Consider the following 26,367-nt stretch of genomic DNA (forward strand, 5'->3'; position numbering starts at 1 on the left):
GCATGTTTGTTTCTGAGTTTATTTAGGGAAGGTGTCCTTTTTCTTCACCTGTAGACCCTCTGCCTTTGCGCAGGGCTTCCTCCTCATGGCTTAGTTCCCGTTGATCATGCCCAGAAAAAGGGTGAAATGGTAGATTCCCATCGGCATACTGTACTGAGCTCTGCACATCCTAGTCCACTCTCAGCTAGAAGAGGTTTTTTTAGGACCAATGTATTATTTTTTTCATATGTCTTACGAAATTTAGCCCATTTGCCGATAAAGTACGCATAGGGCTGGATGAGTCTCCGGCAACGATGACTACCAAATTAAAGGAGAGAAATGAATGACTGTTAACAGGAAGTTTACGAAATGCCTCCTTGTTATGGCGCTAATCCTTGCCGCAGTATTTCCTGCAAGCGCCTTTGCAGCTACTGGAGATGTTATTTCTATTGAAATTGAAGGATCAAGTTCAGGTTTGGAACTAACGATTGGCAAAACGACTAAGCAGTTAAAGGTATGGGGAACAGTAGAAGGTTCATCTACTAAACGTGATGTTACTGGAGTTGTAGACTGGACTTCCAGTAATCCCGAAGTTGTAAAGGTGCTTAATGGCGTAGTTACACCATTGCAGAGTGGTAGTGCAGTTATTAAGGCAGTTTATAATGGTTCAGCAGTATCAACGATTGAAGTTAAAGCAATCGATACTTATAAGGAATTAAAACTGGAATACTTGCAAAGCGGCAATTACGTACTTGGCGATGATGAAGCATCATTGAAAGCTACTGCGATTGCGATTATCGATAATGCTACTGGTTCAAATAAAGATGTTACTAAGGATGCAACATGGTCTTCATCCAATTCCGCCGTTCTTACGGTTGATAAAGGGATTATTAAACTTTTGGGTGAAGGTTCGGCAACCATTACTGTCAAATACGCTGGTTTGACGGCTACCTTTGAGGCTAAGGTAACCTCGCCTTATTCCAAACTGAAATTATTCCAAGGCACTTCAAGTGAGCCGGCAAAAGATATTGAGCTTCTTGTTGATGACACTGATGTTCAGCTAAAAGCTCTATCAACTCTAGTTAGTGACCAATCGACTTTAGATGTTACAGACAAAGCAACTTGGACATCCTCGGATACAGCAGTTGCAACAGTTGAGAATGGTAAACTGAAAGTACTGTCGAGCGGTAAAACAACAATAACGGCTGCATATCATGGAGTTAAAGCACAGGTAGACGTATATGTACGTTCCCCATTTGAAGCAATTCTGCTTGATCCTTCCTCCGATCAAATTATGTTTATCGGTGAGAAGATTAACGCAACTGCAGAAATGAGAAGCCATGCCAATGCAAACGAACAAGTGACTGCTTCAGCCGAATGGTCCTCCTCAAATCAAATGGCGGCTACTGTATCATCGGGAGAGATTACTGCAAAAGCTGTTGGCTCCTCAAACATAAAAGTCAATCATCTTGGTATTAGTAAAAGCTTTAAAATTACTGTCTACCCTACGATTACAAAGTGGGTTGTAGAGAAAACGAAATTAGAGATGTTTAAAGGTGAGACTTTAGCATATCCAAAGGTAAAGGCAACAAAGCTGGACGGTGAAGAAACTGATTTCAGTAAGGAAGTTGTATGGACATCCAGCAATGAGGAAGTAGCGAAGGTTGAAGATGGCAAAATCGTAGCCAAGGGATCTGGTACGGTAACACTAACTGCCAAGCTTCCTGACTCAAAAGTGGTAGATAGCACCAAGCAATCGATTCGCGGTGAATCTGTAAGTGTTGAAATTACCGTGAAAGAAAAAGTACTTGCCTTGATTACACCTGTCGAGAAGATGAATATTGTGCTCGGCGAAGAAACAGCACTTCCTGAAGTAACTGCTGTTTGGGAAGATGGTGGTGAAGCTGTTGTCACTAGTGATGTTGAATGGACATTGTCCGGTTCTAATGCAGTCATTAAGAGTGGAGCTTCCGGTAAAGTCATCAAGGGCTTGACGAAGGGGTCGGCTACGTTAAAAGGAACCTACAGCAACAAAACGATTACGATTCCAGTTAGCATTGAACAGAAAATTACGAAAATTGTTGTTGATCCATCAGCGATCGAATTGAACATCAAGAAATCGAAAGCTATTAAAGTAACAGGCTATTATACAGATGGAACGAAAGTAGTGTTGTCTAGTAAAGTAGGCTGGAAATCTTCTAATGATGAAATAGCCACTGTGACTTCGACTTCCGTTAAAGCGATTGCTGAAGGTACTGCCACATTAAGTGGTTCATATCAAGGACACAGCGTAAGTGTAAAAGTAAATGTTGTGCCAAAATTGACGAGTCTGACTGTAAATGAGAAGAAGTTAGCTCTGGCGCCTGGTGCTTCCAAGACGCTCGTGCTGACAGCTGCTTATGATACAGGTAAAACCTCTTCTGTAGCTAGCAGCGCAGTTTGGACAAGTTCGAAGCCTTCTGTAGCAACTGTTACGGATGGCAAAATAGTAGCTGTGGCAAAAGGAAGTACAAGCATAAAGGCTAAGTTTGGCGGAAAAACAGTTACAATACGAGTTACGGTTAAATAGTGATATAAATACAGATTTGCTGTAAAATAAAAGAACTGTTTGCCTTCATTGTAGAGGGTAAGCAGTTCTTTTAAATTAAGAGTAACTAGAAATCTATACAGAAAAGGAATATTTCATCTATGATCAAACGCAATGTAAGGCTTCCCGGAAAAATGAAGCGAGTAAAACAGATGTTTTTATTGACGGTATCTACTATTCTATTAAGCCTTTCACTATCAGGCTGTGCCATTGATGAATGGGTGCTTGAAGGCTCTACAAATTCGGTCTCACATGAAGAGCTGCCTCAGCAAGATCGACTCAGAGTGATTTTTCTAGATGTTGGACAAGGAGCTTCTCAGCTGTTGATCAGTCCTTCTGGAAGGACGATGTTAATTGATGCAGGGAATAATGATCAGGAGCAAGTCATGGTCGATTATTTAAAGCAGTATGGTGTAAAGCGCCTGGATATTGTTATTGGAACGCATCCGGATGCAGACCATATCGGAGGCCTTGATCGAGTAATTGACAACTTCGAGGTCGGAGAAATCTATATGCCGAAGATTCAGGCAAACACAAAGACGTTCGAGTATTTACTGAAGTCGATTAGCAACAAGGGGCTTAAAGTGAAGAGTGCAAAGGCCGGGCTAACCCTAAATTGGGATGAGCAGGTTCAGGTTAAAATGATTGCTCCCGTGAATACAAGCGACGACAAGAACAATATGAGTGCTGTTGTTAAATTGACCTATGGCAGTACTTCATTTCTTTTAACAGGTGATGCTGAACGCGAGAGTGAACAGGATATGATTTCTTCTGGTGTTGATTTACAGGCAGATGTAATGCTTGTTGGACACCATGGCTCCAAATCCTCAACAACTGCTGCTTTTTTAAAAAAGGTGAGTCCTGAATATGCAGTAATTCAGGTTGGAGAGAATACTTACGGGCATCCGAAACAGACGATTCTGGATCGACTTAGCAAGGCTGGGGTTGAGGTATATCGTAATGATTTGCAAGGTACAATAGAAATTGATTCGGATGGTCAAAAGTATACGGTTAACACGGAAAGGTAGCACAGAAAGGTGATGAACTCATGACGGGTATCATTGAGGAGTTTGAAGGAAACCTCTGCATTATAGAGGTTGATGGGAAAACGCGCGACTTTAGCAGAGATTTAGTAGATTCTTCTGCGAAAGCGGGAGATGTGGTAGAATGGAATGGAACAAAATGGGTAGTGAACTGTGAACGGACCGTGGAAAGAACAAAAGAAATTAAAGATTTAATGGATCAGCTTTGGGAAGATTAGTCACCGATTCAACTATCAATTAAAGATTTATTGTGAGAGGAGATCATGTCTATGCTGGCAAGACCGCTTACGGGAGAATTTCCTGATCATTTTGAAGGCTACATTAATGAAGTTCCGGAAGGTTCAGTGCTAGCGTTGCTTCAGGCACAGATTGAAGAGGCACGAGCTTCTTTGGGCAGCTTGACTGAAGAGCAAGGTAGCTTCCGTTATGCAGAAGGAAAATGGAGCCTGAAGGAAGTGCTGGGGCATATTGCTGATACAGAAAGAGTTATGAGCTATCGACTGCTTCGGATTGCGAGAGGTGATACAACACCACTGCCTGGATTTGAAGAAGAGTTATTTGTTAGCCATGCGAATTTTGATAATCGTACGGTACAGGATTTGTTGGATGAGTTCGCAGTTGTGCGGACATCAACTATATCACTTGTGAAGCATTTGACCGATGAAGCCTGGCTGAGAGTAGGAAGCTATAGTGGTGATAACGGCTCCGCCCGTGGCTTAGTCTATATCATTGCAGGTCATGCACTTCATCATTTTAAAATCATTAATGAACGTTACATACAGGCATAAAAAAACTACGAGGAATAAAAAAGAAAGAACCACTGGAAAATTCCTTTTCCGATGGTTCTTTCTTTAGTTCCAGCCTATTCGTGAGATATGATCAGCTCAAGCTGACCGTCCATTTGATAAGGGCCGAAATTAGCAGGGAGGATGAAATGATCCCCTTTGCTCAGTGGATAGGTTATATCTTCCAGCGTTAACTGACCTTGTCCATCTAATACACTGCAGATTATATATTTGGGTTGCTCCTGAAAATGAGTTAAGCTGCTAATGTTCCATTTCTCTACAGTGAAGAAGGAATTGGAAACAAAAGTAGTTACGGAAAGACCTTCTTTTTGAGCAACTTTGTATTCTTGTGGCTGATAGGACTGAGGGATCGTCGTTACATCAATTGCTTTGTTTAAATGCAGCTCACGTGAGTTCCCGTCTTTATCTTTACGATCATAATCATATACACGGTAGGTCGTATCGGAGCTTTGTTGGGTTTCAAGGATAACAATCCCTTTGCCAATAGCGTGAATGGTGCCGCTTGGTACGTAGAAGAAGTCTCCTGCCTTGACAGGTACCTTGGTCAGAAATTCATCCCAATGGCCGTTTTCAACCATTTGCACGAGCTGCTCTTTACTGGTTGCTTCATGACCGTAAATAATTTCTGCTCCTGGGTCAGCTGCGACAATGTACCAGCATTCGGTTTTGCCAAGCTCACCATTCTCATGTATTCCAGCGTATTCATCGTCCGGATGTACTTGAACGGATAGATCGTCGGAGGCATCCAAAATTTTAGTCAAAAGAGGGAACACTGCTGATTGCGAACGGAACAGCTCAGGCCGGGAAGTCCATAGCTCACCAAGAGTTTTGCCCTCATAGGGTCCACTTTTAATTACGCTTTGACCGTTAGGATGAGCCGACACTGCCCAGCATTCGCCAGTGCGCTCATAAGGAATAGAGTAACCGAACAGATCCTTCAGCTTTTGTCCTCCCCAGATTCTTTCTTGAAAAACAGGTGTTAGAAATAGAGGCGTAGTCATTTTAATGTCTCCTTTAAATTTAATAAGGTATATGAACAAGAGCTGCTGCCCCAATGAGTCCGGCATCCTGCAGCAAAGCGGCTGGCATAATTAGCGTATTACGGCCGGTAGGGTTCAGCGCATGTCGTGATACATAATCTCTAATACAATCGAATAATGGATCTCCTACTTGTGAGACTCCACCGCCAATTACCAGTAGTTCTGGATCAAATGTATTAATCAAAGTAACGCATCCAATACCGATATATCGGAACACTTGATCAACTAGAGCTTTCATCTGTACATGCCCATCATCAGCAAGATCAAATACCTCTTTGGTGGATACGTCCCGTCCAAGAAGTTGACTGGCTTGTCTTGCAATAGCTGTCCCAGACGCGATATATTCCCAGCATCCTTGTTGACCGCATACGCATGCACCTGCTGCCGGATCAATGACGAGATGCCCAACATCGCCAGCGTTGCCTGTAGACCCGGTTATTAGCCGTCCATGACTGTAGATGCCGGCACCGATTCCCGTACTAATGGTGATGTAAACAAAGTTTTCTGCTTCTTTAGCAGCTCCCAGCCATTTTTCAGCAAGGGCTGCCGCTGTGGCGTCATTCTCAAAATGTATAGGCACAGTAAAATGCCGCTCAAAAGAGGACACTATGGCAAAATCCCACCATCCCCGCAGATTAGGCGGCTTCACGATAGTGCCTTTTTTTGTGTTAAGTGGCCCTGGTGCTCCAATCCCGATACCAATAAGCTCTGCTTCATCTATTTTTGTATCCTGAATGAGTTCTTTGAGAGCATCAGCGATTCTGTCCACCATAACATCTGGAGTAACGGATTGGTCGGTGGGTAAAGTCCTTTTTGCAATAACGGTTCCTTGTTGATCAACAATACCTATGGCAGACTTAGTTCCGCCAATATCGATACCAGCTGCATACCGCATGTTTTATTCCTCCATAAAACAATTCAATTTACTTGACGAACTTGACAAATTATTATTTTGTAAAGTATATTGAGCTTAGTTTATCATGTTTTGAAGGGAATGAAAAGAATTTGGCCCGTAAAAAGAAAATATCTATGCAGGACATTGCGGAGAAATTGCAAATTTCTAAAAACGCTGTATCCCTCGCCTTGCAAAATAAGAAGGGGGTCAGTGATGAACTTCGCTTACAAGTTATAAACACGGCCAAACAATTGGGTTATGGTCATTTTGCCGAAAAAGAGTCATTAGTGTCTAACATTTTGGTAATTGTTCCTGAACGGATCATGAGCTATCAGGATAACGATCATTTTCAGTTTTTTCATGACATGATATGGGGACTTGAGAAAAGTATTCGCAAAAAAGGATTAAATGCTGTGATCACACCGATTGATCAAGAGATGGAAAAAGATTTGATTTTGCCGGGAGTATTTAAGGATATTCCATATCATGGTGTAATTTTGTTCGGAATTGTGGATAAGGAATATGCCCGGTTGATTTGGGAAATGGACATTCCACTTGTTATTTTGGATTCCTATTATCGGGATTTGTCTTGTCCAGTCGTTACTTCTTCCAACATCGAAGGTGCGTGTGAGGCGGTGTCGTACCTGATTTCTGAGGGGCATCGTGATATAGGTTTTATTGGGCCGACGAACTTGACGACGAGCCATGAAGAGCGGTGGTTTGGATATTGGTTAGCTATGCAAAATCATAAGCTGCGAATTAATGATTTATTCTGTCTGAAGTTTTCGGATGGATTTCATGATACAGAAAAAGAAATTGCAGCTTTTTTAGATGGATTAGAAAAGATGCCTTCTGCATTTTTTTGCGGGAATGACCGGATTGCCTATATTTTGTCTCAGCAGCTCAGACAGCGTAATTTATTAGTACCAGATGACATATCCATTGCAGGTTTTGACGATCTTCATTATGTGGAAGAGGCGGGGCTTAAAATGACTACGATGAGGGTGGAGAAGGCGGAAGTATGTGATGCAGCTGCGTCATTGCTGCTTTCAATAACTGATCGCAACAGAGAAACTGTTCGTGTATACGTTCCTCCAACACTTGTTGTTCGTGAATCGGTGAGAAGAGTACAATCAACAAATTAAAAAGGATACCCCGGGATCAAAAACGATCTCTAGGATATCCTTTTTATTAGCGATGTAAGTTTCTTATATTTGATTCTTATTTGTTCAAAGCTGCTTCGTAACGCTTTTCAACCTCAGACCAGTTCACTACGTTGAAGAAAGCTGCAATGTAGTCAGGGCGTTTGTTTTGATATTTCAGGTAGTAAGCATGCTCCCACACGTCCAAACCAAGGATAGGAGTTTTGCCTTCCATGATGGGGGAGTCTTGGTTAGGCAGGCTGTATACGGACAGTTTGCCGTTAGCATCTACAGTAAGGAAAGCCCAGCCGCTGCCAAAACGAGTTGTAGCTGCTTTGGAGAAATCTTCTTTGAATTTGTCAAAACCGCCGAGCTCATTATTGATAGCGTCAGCAAGCTTGCCGGATGGTTGGCCGCCACCGTCAGGACCGATTGTTTCCCAGAACAGGGAGTGGTTAGCATGACCGCCGCCATTGTTACGAACTGCAGTACGGATGCTTTCAGGTACGTTGTCCAAATTTGCGATTAACTCTTCAACAGATTTGGATTGAAGCTCAGGCGCTGATTCCAGTGCAGCATTCAGGTTAGTTACATAAGTGTTGTGGTGACGATCGTGGTGAATCATCATAGTAGTTTCATCGATATGAGGTTCAAGAGCATTGTTAGCGTAAGGTAGTGCAGGCAATTGATGTGCCATTATTATCATCCTCTCCATTAGATATGTAGTAATTATCTCAACAATACCTATTATAGATATATTTAGTAACTTAGTCAACATAAATGTATGTTAAGTATGTTAATTCATTGTTTAGTTATTGACAAATAGTATGCTGTTCATCATAATGATTGATCGAATAAGAATATTTAGATTAAGCGGGGTGACAGTAGAGTGGGTATGGGCATCGTTGTCGTAGAAGTCTGCGACAGCAATCTGATGAGCGCGCTTGATTTGGAAAAGCTGGAGGAGGAGTATCCTGAGATTGCGGTGCTCCGAACTGACTGCCTGAATTTATGCGGCCTGTGTAAAATTAGACCTTATGCTATGGTTAACGGTACTCGAGTCTTCGCGAAAACGACAGAAGAGTGCGTAACGTTGATCAAGCAAAAAATAGAAGAAGAATTACAGGCTTTTCATGAGCTGTAATGAACAAAACCTCCGGCTGCTTAAGTGCGTTAATATGCGCATTAAACTACCGGAGGTGTTTATTGTTAGGCTCGACTGCGAATAACGTATACACATCGATTGCCATCCTGAGCGAGACATTCTGTTCTTTCCACGCTTGCCTCCAGCAAGGATTCAAACAATTTTAGCTCACATTGACAAGCGTGAGTATATTGATTCGCAATTTGCGAGATCGGACAATTGTGCTCTTTCAGAATAAAGTGACCCTCTTCTACCTGCTCACATTCGGTCATATATCCATTTTCATTTTGAATTTCAGCAAGCTTGCGCACTTTGTCTGGAAGGGATTTGCCCTGCATTTGTGGTTCATATTTGCGATTCAGTTTATCTTTACGCCGCTCAAACAGATGATTGACGTATTCTTCGCCTGACTCATCAGCTAGTTCACCGAGTAAATCCAAGGTTAAAGTATGATATTTCTTAGGAAATATATTTTCAGCTAATTCGGTCAAACCGTACACGGCTGTAGGTCTACCGAGTGTTTGGCGGATCATTTTGGATTCTATGAGTCCATCTCTCTCCATCGTACCGAGATGACGACGAACAGCCATTTCTGTAATCCCAAGCTGCACGGTGATCTCCCTTGTACTTAGAGGACCGGATGTTTTCATCATTTGCATAATTTGGTCTCTTGTTGAGAGATCTTTCTCTTTTGGTTGATTCATACAGACACTCCTTTCGGGGCGTAACTATTAGTGCTGCCTGGCTGGCTGAGCCGCATCTCTACAGGCATCAGAGCAAAAACCATGATGCTCATGCTCGCAATCGTCACAGCAGATATATTGCAGATTGCAGACTGGACAATTTATATATCGGTCATTGCTTACTCCGCAATGGTAACAGTGTCCGATGACTACATCCTCATCTGTCCGGTTAATCGGTACGGAGATGCGTTCATCGAAAACATAACATTTGCCGTCAAAGAGACGGCCTTGAACCTCTGGATCTTTACCGTAAGTAATGATTCCGCCATCAAGCTGGGCTACATCCTGAAAGCCTTCATGAATAAGAAATCCGGTCAATTTTTCACAGCGGATACCACCTGTACAATATGTCAGCACTTTTTTGTCCTTGAATTGTCCCATGTTGTTACGAATCCATTCCGGAAATTCGCGGAAGGATTCTACATCTGGACGAATCGCACCACGGAAATGACCGAGATCGTATTCATAATCATTACGTCCATCGATTACGACGACATCCTCGTCTTGCAGCTGTTCGTAGAATTCTGCAGGAGATAATCTTTTACCGCTAATTGTGTTAGGATCAAGCTCACGTTCATATCTGAAAGTAACGAGTTCTTTTTTGTGGCGGACGAACATTTTTTTGAAGGCATGACCTTCAGATTCATCGATTTTAAATACAATATCACTAAATTGCGGCATATCACGGAGATCAGCCATATAGCGATCCGTTTGATCAATCGTTCCGGATACCGTACCATTAATTCCTTCGGAAGCGATGAGAATACGTCCCTTTAGGCCAAGCTCCTTGCAATATTGCAAATGCCGGGCGGTAAACTCTTCTGGTGCTTCGATAGGTGCAAATTTATAATATAAAAGAATTCGATATGCATTTTGGTTCATTATTTTATCACCTTACTATTATAGATTCTACTGAATTGTAGTGAATTTTAATAACTTAGTCAATATTAAAGTATAGTAAGTATGTTAAATTAGTCTACAGGATAATTTAGGGGGAGACTTCATGAATAGAAATAGAACCGTAGCATTCATATATGCACATCCAGATGACGAGACGTTTGGCTGTTCTTTTTGGATAAGACATATTGCAGATGAAGGAGGCTATCCGATTTTGCTTTCCGCTACACTTGGAGACGCTGGAAAGTCAGGACGCCTCGGTGAAATGAATAAAGAGCAGCTAGCTGTTAAAAGAGAACAAGAACTGCGTAATGCGGCTGGAATTCTCGGGCTTGCTGAGATCGAACATTTGAGATTGCCGGATGGCAAGCTTAAGGAAGTTGATCCTGTTAAACTGAGGGAGTCCATTGCAGATTTTTTGCGTCGTCATGGGGCGGATATCGTAGTTACTTTTCCTGAGGATGGTATTTCAGGTCATGCGGATCATATTGTCATTCATCATGCAGTGAATGATGTGGTTTTTAGTGGGGAAGTTGCTACGGTGCAGAAACTTTATTATAACGGGATTAGACCAGAGACGAACCGGAGCTGTATGAAAATGTCGGGGGATCAATATTGGGAAATGAAGCGCCGCGCGCTGGAGTGTCATGAATCCCAAGTATTCTCCATTGAACGTGCTTTTGGAGACATCGCTAATTTTGGAGCAGCATCCTTCTCACCAGAATATTTAGTGTTAGTTTGGGAGCGGGGCGAGCATTTTCCTAAAAAGACAGAATCGACGATTTATGATGATTTGAACTCATAGTGACGCCAGGATTTAGAAAAAGGGACCTGCCTCACTACTGCAGCAATTTTTTTGTACGCAGTGGAGGAGTCCCTCTTTAGCTAATGATTGACTTTAATGTGGTTACGTGGAGCAACTTTGTGAGATAACAGCTCGGATACTGTGACAAAGGAGTAGCCTTGTTTTTTGAGCTCTGGCAAAATGATCTTCAATGCTTCAGCCGTTTGCGAGCTTCTGTATACAAAATCGTGCATCAGAATGATATCACCGTTTCTGGCATTATTCAGCACTTTGTTCACGATTCGTTGCACACCGGGAGCACGCCAGTCATTAGTATCCTGATGCCAAGACCAAAGAATCAGCTGCAAATGATTTTGCTTGGAAATATTGATGAGTCTTTCATTATAAAATCCCCCAGGTGGACGAAATAGCGTAGGAGTATGTCCGGTTGCTTGAGTGATAATTTCTTGGGTTCGTGAAATTTCCTTTGACATGGAGTCCTGATTCAAGCCTTGAAATGAGGGATGGTGAAGGGAATGGTTAGCCACCTCATGCCCTAGTCTCAGCTCTTCCCGAACGATTTCCGGATTTCGTTCTACTCTGTCTCCAATGACAAAGAACGTAGCTTTGGCCTGATATTCCTCTAGAATTTTCAATATTTCCGGGGTCTGTCTGGGAGCTGGTCCATCATCAAACGTAAACGCAATGAACTTGTCCGTCGTCGGCACTTCCCAGACAATATCTCCACGCTCCTCGTAGTACCTTCTGTCCTTCAACTGGGTAGCGGGTTTAGCCTCAGTACTCACAGGAAACAACGCCCAAACCACGGCAAATGCCAGAGCCAGAGCTATTTTTGTTTTCAGCATCGGTGCACATCCTCCAACACAATATTTGTATTATGTTGCTTCCAGAGGGGAAATTTTATGCTGAGTGAAATGAATGGATGGATGTCGGTATTCATTTTCTAATGTATCTCTTTACAATTGGCTGTATTCACTGTATATTAAATATTAGTCTCCTTTGTAAAAATTAATAATTTGATCTGTTAGCTCAGCTGGGAGAGCACTATCTTGACAGGGTAGGGGTCAGTGGTTCGAACCCACTACAGATCATAGAGAAAAACCCTTGTGTATCAAGGGTTTTTGGCTTTTTATGGGTTGTTTTTGTACTCAAATAAGCATCCAAAACAGTCATCTGGTGCCGAATTGGTGCCCTTTATTAGACTAAAGCGTTATTTTTTATGTTTTTGGTGCCATCTGGTGCCGAGAAGAACATTTCCCCGAATGCATCAGCTGTCTCTTGCTGCATGTGCGGCGTGATATGAGAATAACGGTCAAGCATCTTGATACTGGACCAGCCCATACGCTCGGCAATGCGCTTGCTATTCTCCCGCATCTTAAGCAGCATGACTACATGAGTATGCCGGAGATCGTGGAAACGGATCTTCTTCAATGGCTCAATCTGTTCTCCAATTGCTCGGCGCTGTTCAAGTCCTACATTCACCTTTTCAATAATACGGTAGAACGATCGATTCAAGTTGCGCGGTGAAAGCGGCGTTCCCAATGACGTGCAAATCAGCAGACCATTGTCTTGGTATATATCCCTATTCTTCATCTTTTCTTCCTTCACCCGATGGCTCAGCTTCTCCAGCTCTATGGACGTGACCTTATCGATTCCAATAGCTCGAACCCCTGAGGCCGTCTTTGCTCCTGGTTCAATACTCTTCCCGTTATGATTTAGCACCTGCCGGACAGAAATGGTTCTGTTCTTGAAATCAATGTCCTGATACCGGAGCCCAAGGATCTCACCTTGTCTCATGCCGGTAGTTATGGCCAGAAGGAAGGCGCAGAATAAATTGTCACCTCGGGCAGCCTCCAGAAATAAATGTGACTCCTCATCGGTCCAGTACATCATTTCCTTAGGAGTAGCCTTAGGTCGGTCAACCACCGCGGCGGGGTTCTTGATAATCATATCCCAACCTGCAGCTTTCTTTAAGCTCTCATTGATCAGGGTATGAACCTTTTGCAGATTTTCTCCGGATAGACGGCCAGATTCCAAAATGTCGTTGTATAGGTTCTGAATATGGCGAGGTTTGATCTCTCCCAGCTGTAGGTCTCCAAGTGTAGGTAGAATGTGCTTGTTTACTAGAAAGGTGTAAGTGTCCAGTGTCTGTTGCTTAATCTTAGCCTTCTTATCCCGGAGATAGTCCTGCATAAAATCGCGGTAAAGTGTCTTAGAAGCGTTCAGGTCAAGCCCCTTCTTCAACTCATTTAGCAGCTCTCTTTCAGCGTCTAGAGCGTCCTGCCTAATACGGAATCCCCTGCGCTTTATTCTTTTCCGATTCTTTCCATCACCGACTTCAATGACAAAGTACCAGGCATTCTTTTTGACGTTCTTGTCTTTAATTACGGTCATTGTCTTCACTCCTCTCACTCATCTAGTGGCAAATCAATCTGCTGCTTCTGCAGCCGTCTCTCAACTTTCTTCACATCCTCATGCGTTGGGAGCTCCTCCGGCATGGTCCCGCCCAGTTCCTTAATGGTTTGTCTTACCTTGGCACCTACATCAAAATGAGCCTGGTTAGCTTCGTCCTTGCCCTGAATGTTCTCTCTCCGGATCTTCTCCTCTGTCTGAGTAGCTCGGAACAGATTAGCGGCCAGTTCCGTGCTCCCCATGTGGTCAAGAATCTTTTGGCTCTTCTTCAAACCCTTGCGGGCATGAATACCCTTGGCATCCAAACCACCATACAGGCCCTTGTAGCCATGATTTTGAAATACGCCAAAGTCAACGGTGGTGAGCACACCAGCTTGGTATGCTGCATCTGCAAGCTGTGAATTATGCTTGCGCAGCTCATCACGCAGCATGATACGTCGCTCGTCTTCCGTAGCCTGTTCGAATACTTCTTGCTTGCGAGTTTGAACAGCGAAGTATGTTTGTCCAAGAGCTACGATCTCTTTCGAAGGGTCTGCATTCTGAATGATGAGGTAGCAGGCGTAGCGGGATAAGCGATAGTCCTTGATGGATCGCTTTGCCCCAGATCCGATCTCAACCATTTCGTTGGACTCAACAAAATGGTCAGGAATGTTCTGTCCGCTGTTTTCACAGGCAACTTGGGCCTTCTTTATAGCTTTCTCAAAGTTTCGAAAATCGGTGTAGTCCAGAATCTTTGCCAGAGTACGGGCTGTCCAATATTCATTACCATACTCATCAATCTGCCGAGCCTCTTCAAATGGTGAAATATGCTCATTGATAGGCTTATCTGTCATTCTCAAATCTCTCCTCATAAATAGAATAGATAATCTATGATTGCAGCATTCATAATTAAATGCGTACAAATTTGGTAGCGATGCCCCAGCCTATATATTTATCCCTTCCAGCCATGTCATGTTGAATTTCCTATGTTCATTATCATGAATCTCAGCTTAAACGGCGTGTTAGTAACTATCATATAGATGGCATAGGTTTTAAACATTCTCCTTTGCAACATTCTCCTTTGCAACATTCTTCTTTAATACCTTCTTCTTTCTGTGGACGCTCTGCTGGTCAGTGTGCTGGTCACTTTGCTGGACATTCATGTACATACCTGGAAAACGTATGAGGTGCATGATTGCTCCCCTCATGAGGTGCATGATCGTGCACCTAATAGCGTTTTTGAGGGACACGATTGTACCCCCATAAATAGATATAAAGATTTAAAGATAAGTATTAAAGATAAATATGCTCGTTGTAATAGGCAAATCGTCATTTTTACGACTAGCTTACCCGAATTAATCGGGGAACAGTACCATCTTCAAAACGAGAACAATTCAAGAGAATTCATTGCGCCTTTTAGACTAGTTCTTTACGGTATAGAGCTACTTAGATCCACTAACCCATGATTTATATTCCCTCTTGAATTTTACCTCTAAAAACCTCTCAGAATGGCTCATAGAGCGTCTGGTGATATGCCATTCCAATCACGTTAGATTTACGTGATATATTTATCGAGAATCTCTTCAAGATTGTGACAAACGACTCCATGCTTCGCAAAAACTTTATTCGTTTCAACCCGTACTAAATTTTTGACTATTTCAACTGATAGTGAATGATCCTCTACGCATTGGAAATGGAGAGTAAAAGCTTCTTTCCTCTTCTTCATGATCTCAACTCCCGTCAAAACACTATATATATTTAAATCTTTTTCTTTTATATACATTGTTATTATTGTTCCGCGTTTGTTCCAAGTTCCGTTCCAAGTCCATCAGACCAGCACAGCAAAAGCCCTATCAATACAAGCTTCTATCCTTGATAGGGGTGTTTCAAGTTAGGACATTTTCGGGCACGTGATGTGCAACAGTTGGGTGATTTTTTGCGTATGTTCGCAAAATAGATTCTCGCAAATTGCGAAGAACTAGCCAGATTAAACCATAATCGTCTGCATTCCCCGCACCCCGCAGCATGTTCTCATTTGGAATTGCACCAATTGATCAATTGGTGATGGCGTCGATTGAAACTAGATCATCTATTAAGTGGGTTCTGTATTCTGAATATCTTCAGTAAGCTTTCTTTCTTTAACTACCTTAATGACATTTACAGTGATATTCAAACCGTATTCACGCTTAGCGAATTTTTCAATGTTGCGTTCAAGCCATTCGTTAATGGGCTTTGTACCGTTAATTTCAATGATGTTGAACTTCTTATCCTTTTTCATTAGAAAAGCCCTCCTTGGATATAAGTGTTGAAAACATTGTTTAGGTAAATCATGTTCCATTAAGGCTGCAAATTATCAACAGCTATTGGTGGATGATTGTCTACCACTAATTTTTCGCTTACTGGAGGACAGTACTCTACCACTAGCAGAGAGATGGTTGTCCACCAAGGAGCTCATCGATAAGCCTACTGATTGATTCAGGGATGGGGTATGAACGGTACCTTCAAAAAGAATCTAGTCCCTTATTCTTACGGAACTGATTTGAGACGATCCTATGAAGTTCATCAATTGGGCTCATCATCAAAACCGAAGAAATATCCCCACTTTTTACTGTTTTACCGTTGATTCTATATCCCTTCTCATTGAGCTTCTCTGCGGCAACAGCTACATTCCCATGTATTGCGTACTCATGAATGATGGCCGTTTCAAGTGAATATGGCTTGTACGTCTCGATCATATCAACATAACTCTGAAAAATAGAGGCTTGTCGTTTTGCATAGAACAGGCTTAATGATAGTTGGCTGCTTTGTATGGACATGATGTCTTTTACATTTTGGTTATCATTATTTGGTGGAGTTAAAGGTTCAAAATAATATACAGCATCGTATAGACCTATTTCTCTAGCTATTACTTTGCGAATGTATTCTTCACGCGAGATTGTTATTTTGTATCGATTCTTTTTTGCTACCTCCATAAGACAGAAGTCATAGAAAATCCCTAAAACAATTTCTTCAGAGCTCTTGCCCGATGGGTGAGGGGAATAAACTACTTCGATCTTGATGTCCGCCTTTTTCTTCTTCATCGTAACCTCCAATCAATATCGGCCTGAGGCCTCGAATCAGATCCATCAAGTGGTGACGGATTAGACATCGCTAGGTGTCCTGGCGATCTTCAGGGAGGATTAATTCTAGCTGCTCTCCTTCTCTTTTTGCAAATAGCCCATCGAGGTAAGCCAGAATCAGTTTTCTCTCTTCGTTTGTAATTAAGAAATCTCTATAAGTAATATGCGGCTCCTTAGTAAGAAGGTTGTTAAGATCTGTCCAATAGGGCTCTTCATCATCAAAATCATCCATGTCCATATTCTTTTCTCTGTCATATCGTTCCATGTCCAATTGTTCATTATAACCATCCAGATCTTCGTCCCAAAGATACCCCGCATGTTTAAGAAGTTCAGCGTAATAAACACCAAGAGGACCAGAAAGGTTTATTAACATTTCACTTGAAGGGAAGTTTTGCTTTTTACCGTTTTCAATTTGTGAAAGATAGGAATGCGAAGTCTTTGCTTCCATAGCTAACTGCGAAAGAGTAAGTCCTCTGTTTTTTCTGAGCTTTTTTAGATACTGACCAAATTCCACTAAATCCAACCTTTATCACTCTCCTTAACTATCATAATACACTAATTATCGCTACAGGAACATTATTTATAAATACAGTGTTGCCCCAAGAACATTATTGTGATATCTTTATTTCAGGAACAAAAATGTTACTACAGGAACATTTATAGAAGTGAACGGGGGTGATTACATGAGAATCCAAGTAAAAAGTATAGAACATTTGAATCAACTTATTATTATGAACGGTTTCACTAAAACGGACTTTGGCAAGGAGATCAAACTATCAACTCCTATGACCATTCAAATCACCAATGGCGACCGTCATCCTTCACCGAGAACAGCCAAACGTATCTGCGAAGTTTTGAAATGCGAATGGTCGGAGTTGTTCGAGATCGTCAAAACGCCGCAAGCTGCCAGGAAGTAACCATGTACCTGATCTTTGAAAACTGAACAGCATCACAAATCAATTTCCCAGAGAGGAGAACGCAAATGAACAAACCACAAATATTCAACAATCAAATTTTTGGTGATCTACCTGTACTCATTGTAGAAGGAACTGAATGGTTCGGAGGGACGGAAGCTGCGCGATCATTATCATTCTCTGATCCGCACAAAGCAATCCAAAATCACGTTGAGGAGGATGATTCGACGATCCATCCAGTGGGGGTAACGACAGGGAAAAAGACGGACGGTAGCGATGCTGTCCAAACTGTTCAAAAGAAGTTTATTAATGAATCCGGTCTATACAGTCTGATCTTCGGAGCAGCCAGACAAGGCAATAATCCAGAAATTCAAGCTAAAGCTAGGGAATTTAAGCAGTGGGTAACATCCCAAATCCTCCCGACCATCCGGCGAACCGGTGGCTATGTTTCGAATGATGATCAGTTCATGGAAACCTATTTGCCTTTCGCCGATGAGCAGACCCGCAGTCTGTTCCGTTCAACTCTGGTTACGGTCCGGCAGCAGAATGAGTTGATCAAGGAGCAGCGTGCTGAGATCGATCATAAGGAGAATGTGATTGTTGGGCTGGTGGATGATATCGACCTTGCAGCCAAGCGCCAGGTATTGAACCGGGTTGTTCGCAAGGCAGGGAATGACAAGGTACAGCTCCGCTGGAATGAACTGTATCGGCAGTTTGAAATGAAGTACCACCTGAACCTGAAGAGCAAGCTGGAGTCCTATAACGAGAGCCATAAGCCTAAGTTGAAGAACAAGCTGGATTACATCGACAAGGTCATGGACAAGCTGCCCCAGCTTTACGAGATTGCCTGCAAGATATACGAGGCTGACGTAAAGGAACTGGTTGCTGAGCTATATGAACTGCAAGGGGCCAATTAGCCAGAAAGGAGTTCACTATGCAAAAACAAGGATTAAGCCTGAAGCAGGCCCGAGTCAATCTCGGCTACAGCATCGAGCAAGTGGCTCAATTAACAGGTATTCCCACCCATGAGATCAGCGCATGTGAGGACAACAGCAGCAAGGCCGATGCTTATCAAGTTCATGCGCTTCTGAAGCTGTATAAGATTGACCTGGCTCACATCGATTTGAATCCAGTACAGAGTGTGGAAAGATCGCAGGATTTAAAGGGTAACTTGGAACTGACGTGCATTAAGAAGCGGATCAAGTTGGAGAATAAGCATTTTCCTGATGGAATGTACCCGAAGGATATCAAGTTGATGGATGATGTTCAGGATCTGCTGCAGCAAGCATATCAAGTAGGGGCCGGTTCACCGGAAGACTCTCAAACTTGGTTCAATCAAGCTGCATTCGGATATGCGATCTTGGCGGCCGAGCGTGTCGGTCTCAGCGAAAACGATATTCATCGGCTAGTCCGGGTAATGAACAGCCAGTTCGATATGAAGACATTGGAGGAAGCATTGGAGCATTATCGCAGATCGCCTTATTGATTCTTAGCTCTAATTCGCAACTACGAAGTCACGGAATAGATGGCGTTACAGTTATCGGCTCCATTGTATCCCTAAGTACTATGTATTTCTAAAAAGCTACTCGGAAGTTTTGAAATTCAGATTAGAAAGGAAGATAGCGCATGTACACATCAGAAGAACGCGAAACTACAGCGGTTTTTGACTACGTGAGCAATAATTTGGTTGATTTACACCTGCGTTCCACGGCATATGACAAAGCTTCGGAAGATCGCTAAACCAATTTGGGAAGAGATTACCGACGGGAAAGTCACAGCAGCCAAATGGGAGCTCAAGGGCAGTCAGGTCATTTTTGCTAACGAGAGAGTTTCAAATCTGAGCCCTGAACAAAAGGAAGTTGCTAGGTTGAGAATGAAAGAACGGCAAGCAAAACGTGGCTTGGAAGTTACAAATTAGCACTTATATCTCGATTTGAGGAGGTAAGGAACAATGTCTCTTTCTGAGAAGAACTTATTAACTGTTAAAGAAGCTCGTTCTGAATTATTCGATAATGCCATTTCTGAATACAAGCTTTATGAAATGCTTCGCCAAGGAGAATTGCCCGCGGTAAAAGTAGGAGCAAAATACCTTCTTCGCCGGAGCTCGATCATTGAATGGATGGCAGCTCAAGAACAAAGCGCTCTCGCTGGAAAGTAGGTCTTATATGAACATCAAACGTACCGTAACCCTTCGCCTGCTGCAGCTTATCCGCGATCTGACCAACAAAGCCGCTGAGTTTGAAGGTGTAGGAATTAAGCTGGCCGCCACGGATGAACTGATTGAGCAAGTCGCTTCAACGCTCTTTGAAATCAATGGCATTGTTCCAGCGGCCGCTGGTCCGCTGTATATTTCCTTATCAGATTACTCGAGCGGAGCTATTGAAGCAGCTGACTTTATGAGCTTAATGCATGGACAGGCGGTGAGTCTGCAATGAACGACAAGGCAGATATTGCAATCCCATTATTGATTGCTTCTGAGCATTTACTTAGGGTGGCCCGGGATGTGGAAAGCAGAGCGGATCGGGATTCGGAAAGTAATCAGGTCTATCACATAATTGATGCCATCGATCGTGAAGTGCTCATGACCTATGGGATTAATGTTGACGAATTGGTCCCTGTGGGTGTTGATGCTGCACTCGGCATAATTTTCAATTATCGCAATGAGGAATTGACGATTAGTGAGTGTCTGAATCAGTTGGAGAAATTTGCTGCTCAGGCATGTAGGGGGTGAGTTCATTGAATGAAATTGCAAGAAAGGCTGGTCGTGATCTACTCGAGACAACGAAAAAGCTTTGCCAGTTGAATAACGTGATTCGCTCTGAACCGATCGAAGGGATAATCGATGACATGGACAGGATTGTATATGAACTTCTTGACATTCAACTTGATTCCTTTCCGTGCCCTGATTGTATTCATGAAACGGTTCATGCTTATCATTCCGGAGAAATCGGAATCGATGAATGTCTAGATTATATCGCCGAGCTAAAAGAAGAGCTTCTGGAGGATAGAAGGTGAGGTGAATGGCAAGCGCAAAATCAAAGGTTCAGAAATTAAAAGCAAAGGACTATGGATTCAAGCCATTCCAGAAGATGCCTGGAACCCAGCAGAAGAAATTCCACAAGTTTCATGAATCGCTGTTTGAATCGCCCGCATGGAATGACTTAACTATCCATTCCAAAATGCTCTACATCGAGATGAGCCGCAAATTCAACGGTACAAATGAAAATGAAATCTTGTTTCTCCAAAAGGAAGGCATTCAGATCATGGGCAAGAACACGTTCCACAAGTGTATCAAGCAACTTGAAGATCATGGATTCATTGATTATGTGCAGCGGAATAAGTATAACTGCCTTGCAAACGTGTATGGACTCAGCACACGATGGCACACGTTCATTCCTGAACAGACTGGAAAGTCCGATAGCTCATAATAGTGCAACTGAAATTTTTTACGAGTCACCAATCAGTGACACAATGTGTCTTCAATTTGCGACACTAAACCTTACATGAGGACTCAAATAGTGGTTTTTGTGTCTTCAATTAGTGACACGTGTAAATCCCATCTTCCCTTACTGCGTATGGGCTGGACGGCATTTTTTGAAATTATCCTAATTCTCTGTTTTGTGTCTTCAATTAGTGACATCTTTATATATTACCATCCCATAGGGCATTTTACGGCTTCTTAGAGGGGGTGAGGCAATGAAATGAAGGGTGGAAATAAAAGCGGCCCGACCGGCATAAAAAAAGCTCTTCCAAAGTGGAAAAGCGGTCTCGACAACCACAATTCTACCACAGGAGGGCTCGAAAATGCCACCACTTGATAAAAAGACGGAAGAAACGGTCGTTTCGCTTCTCAGTGAGGTCAATTTAGCGCTTTTTCTGGAACGTTCGAATGACCAGGTAAGTCGAATTCTGGAGCTTGTTGAAAAAATGCCGGAGCTTGAGCGGGAAGTTATCACTCGTAGGTATCTTAGTGTGAATGCTAATTATACCAGTCATCAGGAGATTTACCGCGGCATGGGCATATCCAGCCCGTTTTATACAAAAATTCGGCGTTCGGCCATCGGAAAAATTGCTGCAGAGTTTGGGAGCTTGTCTTAGGGGAGGTGAATACCGGCAAAGGGTAAAAGAAAAGCACCCTTGGTAGGATGCGGATCAGACAAGTCCATTCTACCGCAAAAAGGGGTTGTTGTCATGAAATCTATAGATAGATTGTCTGCTGCTGTTAAGAAAGAGATTAAGAGGACGTTGGAAGAGTTGCTGGAGCGGTACCATCTGTCAAAATACACGCTATTCAAGGCTCGTGAATCAAACATCACAACTAGCTATTCGGACAGACCAAATGGGCCAACAAACGTGATTAGCGACCCGACAGCTCGGATTGCAGTGTATAACGTGGATGAACCAGCTCGCCGTAAAGCCTTCTGTGAGCAGGTAGAACAGGCAGTAAGCCAGCTTCCAGAGAAGGAACGGTTCTTGATTACTGAACGCTACATGCAGCGTGATCTTCCCTATGACTTTGTGGTCTATGAAATGAGGATGGACCCACCGATCGGGGATAGAACCTACGATAAAATGAGAACTCGAGCCTTTACCCTACTCGCCTTAATGTTCGGTCTGGAGATCGAGGGGCTTGAGCAGTTCTATAAAAAAACCATATGAAAAGGATGATAAACCATGAAAAAATTGAGCGAACTGGCACCAAAGATTGTTGAAAAGGAAACCGGCAAGGAGATTACTTTTGAAGAGTTTTTAGAAGGTCAATCCGGGAACGGCGAACTATATTCCCCTTTGATCGGCAAGATGCTTATAAGCGCCTCAGACCCGGAAACAGGCTGGATAGAAGCGGATGATCTCCTTGCTCCAATTGCTCGCGAGATCATCTTGGAAGCAGTGCAGTTGGATAATAAGGGAATTTATCGCAAGCTGGTAGCTGCCCTCCATGATGCTTGGCAGTCGCTTTGCTTTCAGCCAGAGGTAGCTGATGGGATTGCAAGGGAATATCTTCTCAATGAATCGGCTCCGGACTATGAAGCTCAGGCGAAGGCTCTGGCAGAGGATATGGCATACACCAAGACAGTTGTAAAAGTCTTTGAACCAGTCTCAACCGGTGGGTTCCGTGCGGTGGTTGGTTATCCGGTGGGTGTGCAGGAAGGTGACAGCCATGTCGCTGAATGAGCTGGCCAGACTGTGGCGGGATCGCAGCCCCCTGCAGCATCGGGTGATTCTTTGGAATTTGGAGAGACAGGAACGCGGATATTCCCCTGCTAGCCGCGATGGTCACGATCAATAATGTACTGCGTGATTCAGAAGGTACAGAACAAACGGCCCGATCCCGATGCTGCTTACAAAGAAATACTGTCTGATGAGCAAGAGGTTTTCTTCGACTCCAAACACCGCATTAAATACAGCTATCGGTATAGCTACGAACGGTTTGAGCGCCCAATTCGCGACGCTTACAAGATAAGTATTCATGAAAGCAGCCGGGAAAATGGAAAAGTGAAAAAGCGCCAATGGTCGATTTGTACGTTGGGTTATTATGACCTAGCTACATCCCGGCTCAAGGATCTGATCGATCCTCAAGTTTTTCACAGCAGGCTGCTGGAATTAGGAATCACGGAGCGTCAGTTGATGGAAATGATCCATCAAAAGCTTGATCCAATCATCGCTGTTATCAAAGCTGAGTTTGAAGCCACTGAGGAATATCGTGCTATTGAGTATCAGAAAAAGCAATTGAAAGCCTGGCGCCTTAGAAAAACGGTATTCAAAAAGTCACATGGCGTGGATTATACTGCTTCGATTTCTTCAATAACCCAAAGGACTACGAATACGAATGGAATCTGCGAGATGCCTATGACAGGAAGAAACGTCAGGAGGCGCGGGAGCGGGAAGCTCAGGAAGAGGAGAAACGAAAACAGAGTAACTACTACAGTAACTACAGTTGCACGCCCCCTTCCTACTCTTTACAGAAATATACGGATGCGGAAAAGTCCATACTGAAGAAATTTTATCGTCATCTGGCCAAATCCTTTCACCCTGATATTGCTCAGGATGATGGAGAAATGATGAAGCTGATCATCAAGCTTAAGGAAGAGTGGGGATTATAAAAGTTCGTCAACTGAAGATTCAATGAATGACACCATATACCCAAATGAAAAGGATGATGAAAATGAGTAAATTGAGAGAAGTAATTGCCCCAATGCTGGCTGAATCTGGTGAAAAAACCTTTGAGGATTATATGATCCCTTTTTCGAATAGCGGTGAGATATATGAGTCATATTTCTCCACTATTCTGGAGACCGCTTTGCAAACAAAACATGGTCAGGATGATGCTTATGAAATTCTTGCTCCAATTGCTTCTGAACTTTTGAGATTTACTAAGGATGACCAGCCGGAGATTTATCGATTGCTGTTATTGGACATTAAAAAGGCACATGATCGATTACTGGCATGCCAGGAGCGCAAGGAAGTCGTAATTGACTTGAACCTTGATTCGGATGAAGTAGCACAGTCCAAGTTCAAGAGCATTAATAACGATTTGGACAACGGTTGGATTCTCGAAGTGTACGAAGACCGATTTGAAGAGTCAGGACGTGTTCGTGCTGTACTGCTACGAGTAGTCAAATTCCAGGGTGATGCCCATGAACGCAACTGATAACCTTTGCTCTAATTGCAAAATACTTCTCCCCGGTTCTGCCTCCCGTTATTACACGGAAGACGGTACTGCAATCGATGCTGAGAAATTGCTTGAAGGCATACGGGAGTTGGGAGCTGATACTACAGAGATCGAAGCATATTTGAACAGCTTGGATACGGGAGAGGATTGTCATGGGAAGCTTTATTGATGCCTTGGCCGAACTGAACGGTCATAGCCGACAAGAAGTGCTGCACGTATTTCAATCCTGTGCTACCACAGATCCGGATCGTCCAGATGCTCGCCTAAGCATAGAACTGACTGATGTGGAGAAAGCATTGGGGATGCCTCCAGGGTGCTTTAGAATTGCAATTGGGAGAGCATAAGACGCTGTAGGTAGTATGACAGGGTTATCGCCTGTCAATAGGAAATTCCTATTAATGAAGTCACGTTTATTGGGAAAGGCGGTGAGAAAAATGCAAACTGAGAGTTATGGCGAAGTGGCCCGGCCGCCTCCCAATTATGGGAATTTAAATGCAGGTCAACTTCGTAGGTATCTCAATGAAATGAGAAAGGTGGATAACATGAGCAATCCGCAGGAAATTGAAAAAATGAAGATTGAAGCTCAACGTCTCACCGCTTTAGAGTTGCTTCGAACTTCCGAAAACAGTCACTTTATCGATGCCGGCATAGTTTCTGGTGAAGCTGCTGGTGATGTAGCTTTGAAAATTGTCAACGAAGCCATTGAAGAAGAAAAATCAATTGAAATGATGGTGGAAGAAGCTAAAAGAATTATTGCAAGCAGAGGGTAACCCTAATAGCTCAATTTCTCTGCCCATTGAAATAATAATTTATTAGGAGTGATATTCATGTTTGAGAAGAAAACTTTGCAGCAGCATATCAATGAATTTACACGCAAGGTAGATTCCAGGGAGTCGAAAATCCATTCAAAGATCAGAGAGCTTGGAGAGCAAGCCGCATCCATTCAATCTCAAATCAAATTGCAGGCTGATAAAATTGTAGAGCTCGAGTTGAACAGCGGAAGTCCGGAACAGATTGATGCAGCGAAGAAATCCAATCGTGAGTTGCGCCTTCAATTGGATGAGCTTCAAGATTCAATCGTTGGCTATCAGAATCAATTAGAACGTGACCCTTCCCTGTATGCCAAAGATTTAGAGGGCATTAGACAAGCTGCAAATAAGGCTGCTGCAGATCGAAAAAGGGAAATGGAAAAGCTTAGTTCAACGGTAGATGATAAGAAGGCTCAAATTCAAGCATTAGAAAAAGAGCTGGCGCAAGTTAGACATGAATGGAATGTCTTGTATCATCATGATGATTACTACACTTTCAGTTCGATGCTTTCTTACATCGATCCCCGCGTCACTAAATTAGATCATTCAAAAAAGGAGCAATTCCTTAAAGATTGGTTGTCTGGCTCATCTTCACTCGAAAGATACTTTAAAGAACAGCCACTGTCACATCAAGGTATTCAAAGAACAGTGATACCAAGGCAATAGAAATTGTTAAAGGCTTCATAGGGCCTGAGGTAAAGGAGGAAACAGCTAATGGCATCGACACGTGAGCAGAAAGATGTCTCTCGTAAGAGTTTTGCGCAATGGAAAGCCAGAAACATGAAACGGTTAGCTAGCGGACCGCGGCACCGTGGCTATCCCAGTAGGAAAGAGCTTGAGGATCAGCATCAGCCTGCATCGAAATTATCTTCCAAACGTTCTTTGGGTCCTTCTGGGAGTTAAAATTGACTGCGGGTGCGCGTGACCCCGAAATGGCGCTAGATTTTAATTAAAAAAACCACTTTCGCTTTCCTTTACAATTTTTTTGAAGAGATGGCCGGAAAAAATCACTTCGAATTAAGTCGTCAAGTGATTCCGGCCTTCTTCCATATCAAAAGCGAAAGTGAGTGTGTTTCAAAAATGAAAGTTGATAGGAGGGAAATAGATGGCATCAAAAAACAATATGAGATGTCCTTTGAACTAAATGGAGATATCGACCCCCGACTCACTTGGTTGTTTGACGATCTTTCCCAGATGTGATCACACGGAGCTACCAAGATGATGATGGAGAATATGATTTTATTAGTTGTTGAGAAATGGACTTGAAGTTACTATTGGCACTGACGGTGTGGTGTATAGCGTTTCCGGTTAATTACCGAGAAATTACCTTATCGTTGCCATGCGTTGGACTTTCTGGGTGGCATATTTGTATTGTAGAGA

At 42.9% G+C, this 26,367-nt stretch carries 40 protein-coding genes and 1 tRNA gene; 28 read left to right on the forward strand and 13 right to left on the reverse strand.

Annotated features, from left to right (window positions below; all coding sequences use genetic code 11):
* The first annotated feature begins 322 nt into the window (after nt 1–322).
* From BLS49_RS06360 to BLS49_RS06375, 4 genes are all read left to right on the forward strand, one after another.
* The gene (locus tag BLS49_RS06360) at nt 323–2,548 is read left to right on the forward strand and encodes an Ig-like domain-containing protein (RefSeq protein ID WP_091227662.1); all 2,226 of its coding nucleotides are present in this window, start codon (nt 323–325) and stop codon (nt 2,546–2,548) included.
* A gap of 119 nt (nt 2,549–2,667) precedes the next feature.
* Nucleotides 2,668–3,594: a ComEC/Rec2 family competence protein gene (locus BLS49_RS06365; RefSeq protein ID WP_091227664.1), complete on the forward strand. Its 927-nt coding sequence runs from the start codon at nt 2,668–2,670 to the stop codon at nt 3,592–3,594.
* Nucleotides 3,595–3,614: 20 nt separating this feature from the next.
* A complete protein-coding gene (locus BLS49_RS06370; RefSeq protein ID WP_091227666.1) occupies nt 3,615–3,827 on the forward strand; it encodes a DUF3006 domain-containing protein in 213 nt (70 codons plus the stop codon).
* Nucleotides 3,828–3,878: 51 nt separating this feature from the next.
* Nucleotides 3,879–4,397, forward strand: a complete 519-nt coding sequence (locus tag BLS49_RS06375; protein ID WP_091227668.1) for a DinB family protein — start codon at nt 3,879–3,881, stop codon at nt 4,395–4,397.
* A 74-nt stretch (nt 4,398–4,471) separates the two neighbouring features.
* Here BLS49_RS06375 and manA read toward each other — a convergent pair whose 3' ends face one another.
* Together manA and BLS49_RS06385 are read right to left on the reverse strand one after the other, a co-directional pair.
* Nucleotides 4,472–5,416, reverse strand: coding sequence for a mannose-6-phosphate isomerase, class I (gene manA, locus BLS49_RS06380; RefSeq protein ID WP_091227669.1), 945 nt, complete (start codon nt 5,414–5,416; stop codon nt 4,472–4,474).
* A 19-nt stretch (nt 5,417–5,435) separates the two neighbouring features.
* The gene (locus BLS49_RS06385; protein ID WP_091227671.1) at nt 5,436–6,350 is read right to left on the reverse strand and encodes an ROK family protein; all 915 of its coding nucleotides are present in this window, start codon (nt 6,348–6,350) and stop codon (nt 5,436–5,438) included.
* Between the two features lie 110 nt (nt 6,351–6,460).
* Between BLS49_RS06385 and BLS49_RS06390 the strand changes: the two genes are divergently transcribed.
* The gene (locus BLS49_RS06390) at nt 6,461–7,495 is read left to right on the forward strand and encodes a LacI family DNA-binding transcriptional regulator (protein WP_091227673.1); all 1,035 of its coding nucleotides are present in this window, start codon (nt 6,461–6,463) and stop codon (nt 7,493–7,495) included.
* 76 nt (nt 7,496–7,571) lie between these two features.
* Here the strand turns inward: BLS49_RS06390 and BLS49_RS06395 are convergent, their stop codons facing one another.
* A complete protein-coding gene (locus BLS49_RS06395; protein WP_091227674.1) occupies nt 7,572–8,189 on the reverse strand; it encodes a superoxide dismutase in 618 nt (205 codons plus the stop codon).
* Nucleotides 8,190–8,387: 198 nt separating this feature from the next.
* On the opposite strand from BLS49_RS06395, the gene BLS49_RS06400 reads away from it, so the two are divergent.
* The gene (locus BLS49_RS06400) at nt 8,388–8,636 is read left to right on the forward strand and encodes a YuzB family protein (protein ID WP_091227910.1); all 249 of its coding nucleotides are present in this window, start codon (nt 8,388–8,390) and stop codon (nt 8,634–8,636) included.
* Between the two features lie 65 nt (nt 8,637–8,701).
* Here BLS49_RS06400 and BLS49_RS06405 read toward each other — a convergent pair whose 3' ends face one another.
* Complete coding sequence (locus BLS49_RS06405; RefSeq protein WP_091227676.1) at nt 8,702–9,340, reverse strand: helix-turn-helix transcriptional regulator; 639 nt, start codon at nt 9,338–9,340, stop codon at nt 8,702–8,704.
* Nucleotides 9,341–9,367: 27 nt separating this feature from the next.
* Nucleotides 9,368–10,261, reverse strand: coding sequence for an oxygen-dependent tRNA uridine(34) hydroxylase TrhO (trhO, locus tag BLS49_RS06410; RefSeq protein ID WP_091227678.1), 894 nt, complete (start codon nt 10,259–10,261; stop codon nt 9,368–9,370).
* Nucleotides 10,262–10,382: 121 nt separating this feature from the next.
* Between trhO and BLS49_RS06415 the strand changes: the two genes are divergently transcribed.
* Complete coding sequence (locus BLS49_RS06415) at nt 10,383–11,081, forward strand: PIG-L deacetylase family protein (RefSeq protein ID WP_091227680.1); 699 nt, start codon at nt 10,383–10,385, stop codon at nt 11,079–11,081.
* Between the two features lie 80 nt (nt 11,082–11,161).
* Here the strand turns inward: BLS49_RS06415 and BLS49_RS06420 are convergent, their stop codons facing one another.
* A complete protein-coding gene (locus tag BLS49_RS06420) occupies nt 11,162–11,926 on the reverse strand; it encodes a polysaccharide deacetylase family protein (protein WP_091227682.1) in 765 nt (254 codons plus the stop codon).
* Between the two features lie 173 nt (nt 11,927–12,099).
* Here BLS49_RS06420 and BLS49_RS06425 point away from each other — a divergent pair.
* Nucleotides 12,100–12,172: transfer RNA gene (locus BLS49_RS06425), tRNA-Val, on the forward strand.
* A gap of 106 nt (nt 12,173–12,278) precedes the next feature.
* Here the strand turns inward: BLS49_RS06425 and BLS49_RS06430 are convergent.
* From BLS49_RS06430 to BLS49_RS06455, 7 genes are all read right to left on the reverse strand, one after another.
* Nucleotides 12,279–13,475, reverse strand: a complete 1,197-nt coding sequence (locus BLS49_RS06430; RefSeq protein WP_091227683.1) for a site-specific integrase — start codon at nt 13,473–13,475, stop codon at nt 12,279–12,281.
* A gap of 14 nt (nt 13,476–13,489) precedes the next feature.
* Nucleotides 13,490–14,326 (reverse strand): DNA damage-inducible protein D, encoded by an 837-nt coding sequence (gene dinD, locus BLS49_RS06435; RefSeq protein ID WP_175471335.1) that lies wholly within the window; start codon nt 14,324–14,326, stop codon nt 13,490–13,492.
* Between the two features lie 198 nt (nt 14,327–14,524).
* Nucleotides 14,525–14,722, reverse strand: coding sequence for a hypothetical protein (locus BLS49_RS06440; protein WP_091227685.1), 198 nt, complete (start codon nt 14,720–14,722; stop codon nt 14,525–14,527).
* 305 nt (nt 14,723–15,027) lie between these two features.
* Nucleotides 15,028–15,198: a hypothetical protein gene (locus tag BLS49_RS24760; protein ID WP_175471336.1), complete on the reverse strand. Its 171-nt coding sequence runs from the start codon at nt 15,196–15,198 to the stop codon at nt 15,028–15,030.
* A gap of 366 nt (nt 15,199–15,564) precedes the next feature.
* Nucleotides 15,565–15,750 (reverse strand): hypothetical protein, encoded by a 186-nt coding sequence (locus tag BLS49_RS06445; protein WP_091227686.1) that lies wholly within the window; start codon nt 15,748–15,750, stop codon nt 15,565–15,567.
* A 223-nt stretch (nt 15,751–15,973) separates the two neighbouring features.
* A complete protein-coding gene (locus tag BLS49_RS06450) occupies nt 15,974–16,552 on the reverse strand; it encodes a hypothetical protein (RefSeq protein ID WP_091227688.1) in 579 nt (192 codons plus the stop codon).
* A 70-nt stretch (nt 16,553–16,622) separates the two neighbouring features.
* Nucleotides 16,623–17,105: a helix-turn-helix domain-containing protein gene (locus BLS49_RS06455; protein ID WP_245742290.1), complete on the reverse strand. Its 483-nt coding sequence runs from the start codon at nt 17,103–17,105 to the stop codon at nt 16,623–16,625.
* A gap of 169 nt (nt 17,106–17,274) precedes the next feature.
* Here BLS49_RS06455 and BLS49_RS06460 point away from each other — a divergent pair, with 169 nt between their 5' ends.
* The 20 genes from BLS49_RS06460 to BLS49_RS06550 all read left to right on the forward strand — a co-directional run bounded on the left by BLS49_RS06460 (nt 17,275) and on the right by BLS49_RS06550 (nt 25,890).
* Nucleotides 17,275–17,508, forward strand: a complete 234-nt coding sequence (locus BLS49_RS06460) for a helix-turn-helix transcriptional regulator (protein ID WP_091227691.1) — start codon at nt 17,275–17,277, stop codon at nt 17,506–17,508.
* Nucleotides 17,509–17,573: 65 nt separating this feature from the next.
* Entirely contained in the window at nt 17,574–18,422 is an 849-nt protein-coding gene (locus tag BLS49_RS06465; RefSeq protein WP_091227692.1) for a BRO-N domain-containing protein, read from the forward strand.
* A gap of 17 nt (nt 18,423–18,439) precedes the next feature.
* Nucleotides 18,440–18,991, forward strand: a complete 552-nt coding sequence (locus BLS49_RS24990) for a helix-turn-helix domain-containing protein (protein WP_217640041.1) — start codon at nt 18,440–18,442, stop codon at nt 18,989–18,991.
* A gap of 228 nt (nt 18,992–19,219) precedes the next feature.
* Entirely contained in the window at nt 19,220–19,423 is a 204-nt protein-coding gene (locus BLS49_RS06475) for a hypothetical protein (protein WP_091227694.1), read from the forward strand.
* 33 nt (nt 19,424–19,456) lie between these two features.
* Nucleotides 19,457–19,663 (forward strand): helix-turn-helix domain-containing protein, encoded by a 207-nt coding sequence (locus BLS49_RS06480; RefSeq protein ID WP_091227695.1) that lies wholly within the window; start codon nt 19,457–19,459, stop codon nt 19,661–19,663.
* Nucleotides 19,664–19,670: 7 nt separating this feature from the next.
* Complete coding sequence (locus tag BLS49_RS06485) at nt 19,671–19,940, forward strand: hypothetical protein (RefSeq protein ID WP_091227697.1); 270 nt, start codon at nt 19,671–19,673, stop codon at nt 19,938–19,940.
* Complete coding sequence (locus BLS49_RS06490) at nt 19,937–20,236, forward strand: hypothetical protein (RefSeq protein WP_091227699.1); 300 nt, start codon at nt 19,937–19,939, stop codon at nt 20,234–20,236. The genes BLS49_RS06485 and BLS49_RS06490 overlap by 4 nt, the downstream gene beginning before the upstream one ends.
* 5 nt (nt 20,237–20,241) lie before the next feature.
* Nucleotides 20,242–20,520 (forward strand): hypothetical protein, encoded by a 279-nt coding sequence (locus BLS49_RS06495; RefSeq protein ID WP_091227700.1) that lies wholly within the window; start codon nt 20,242–20,244, stop codon nt 20,518–20,520.
* A 5-nt stretch (nt 20,521–20,525) separates the two neighbouring features.
* The gene (locus BLS49_RS06500; protein WP_091227702.1) at nt 20,526–20,933 is read left to right on the forward strand and encodes a hypothetical protein; all 408 of its coding nucleotides are present in this window, start codon (nt 20,526–20,528) and stop codon (nt 20,931–20,933) included.
* Nucleotides 20,934–21,309: 376 nt separating this feature from the next.
* On the forward strand, nt 21,310–21,603 hold the full coding sequence (locus BLS49_RS06505; RefSeq protein WP_091227704.1) for a hypothetical protein: 294 nt from the start codon (nt 21,310–21,312) through the stop codon (nt 21,601–21,603).
* 93 nt (nt 21,604–21,696) lie between these two features.
* Nucleotides 21,697–22,164 carry an ArpU family phage packaging/lysis transcriptional regulator gene (locus tag BLS49_RS06510; RefSeq protein ID WP_091227706.1) on the forward strand — a complete coding sequence of 156 codons (468 nt, stop codon included), beginning with the start codon at nt 21,697–21,699 and terminating at the stop codon, nt 22,162–22,164.
* Nucleotides 22,165–22,179: 15 nt separating this feature from the next.
* Nucleotides 22,180–22,680 carry a hypothetical protein gene (locus BLS49_RS06515; protein ID WP_091227708.1) on the forward strand — a complete coding sequence of 167 codons (501 nt, stop codon included), beginning with the start codon at nt 22,180–22,182 and terminating at the stop codon, nt 22,678–22,680.
* Nucleotides 22,667–22,795, forward strand: a complete 129-nt coding sequence (locus BLS49_RS25500; protein ID WP_281243707.1) for a hypothetical protein — start codon at nt 22,667–22,669, stop codon at nt 22,793–22,795. The genes BLS49_RS06515 and BLS49_RS25500 overlap by 14 nt, the downstream gene beginning before the upstream one ends.
* On the forward strand, nt 22,795–23,502 hold the full coding sequence (locus BLS49_RS06520; protein WP_091227709.1) for a hypothetical protein: 708 nt from the start codon (nt 22,795–22,797) through the stop codon (nt 23,500–23,502). The genes BLS49_RS25500 and BLS49_RS06520 overlap by 1 nt, the downstream gene beginning before the upstream one ends.
* Nucleotides 23,503–23,671: 169 nt before the next feature.
* A complete protein-coding gene (locus BLS49_RS06525) occupies nt 23,672–24,157 on the forward strand; it encodes a hypothetical protein (protein WP_091227711.1) in 486 nt (161 codons plus the stop codon).
* On the forward strand, nt 24,144–24,347 hold the full coding sequence (locus tag BLS49_RS06530; protein WP_091227712.1) for a hypothetical protein: 204 nt from the start codon (nt 24,144–24,146) through the stop codon (nt 24,345–24,347). Before BLS49_RS06525 ends, BLS49_RS06530 begins: the two co-directional genes overlap by 14 nt.
* On the forward strand, nt 24,331–24,522 hold the full coding sequence (locus BLS49_RS06535; RefSeq protein WP_091227714.1) for a hypothetical protein: 192 nt from the start codon (nt 24,331–24,333) through the stop codon (nt 24,520–24,522). Before BLS49_RS06530 ends, BLS49_RS06535 begins: the two co-directional genes overlap by 17 nt.
* Before the next feature lie 54 nt (nt 24,523–24,576).
* The gene (locus tag BLS49_RS06540) at nt 24,577–24,948 is read left to right on the forward strand and encodes a hypothetical protein (protein ID WP_091227716.1); all 372 of its coding nucleotides are present in this window, start codon (nt 24,577–24,579) and stop codon (nt 24,946–24,948) included.
* 57 nt (nt 24,949–25,005) lie between these two features.
* Nucleotides 25,006–25,653, forward strand: a complete 648-nt coding sequence (locus BLS49_RS06545; RefSeq protein WP_091227718.1) for an HlyD family secretion protein — start codon at nt 25,006–25,008, stop codon at nt 25,651–25,653.
* A gap of 48 nt (nt 25,654–25,701) precedes the next feature.
* Nucleotides 25,702–25,890 (forward strand): hypothetical protein, encoded by a 189-nt coding sequence (locus BLS49_RS06550; RefSeq protein ID WP_091227719.1) that lies wholly within the window; start codon nt 25,702–25,704, stop codon nt 25,888–25,890.
* Nucleotides 25,891–26,367 lie beyond the last annotated feature (477 nt).

Source organism: Fontibacillus panacisegetis (assembly GCF_900102215.1).
GTDB classification, from domain to species: Bacteria; Bacillota; Bacilli; order Paenibacillales; family Paenibacillaceae; genus Fontibacillus; species Fontibacillus panacisegetis.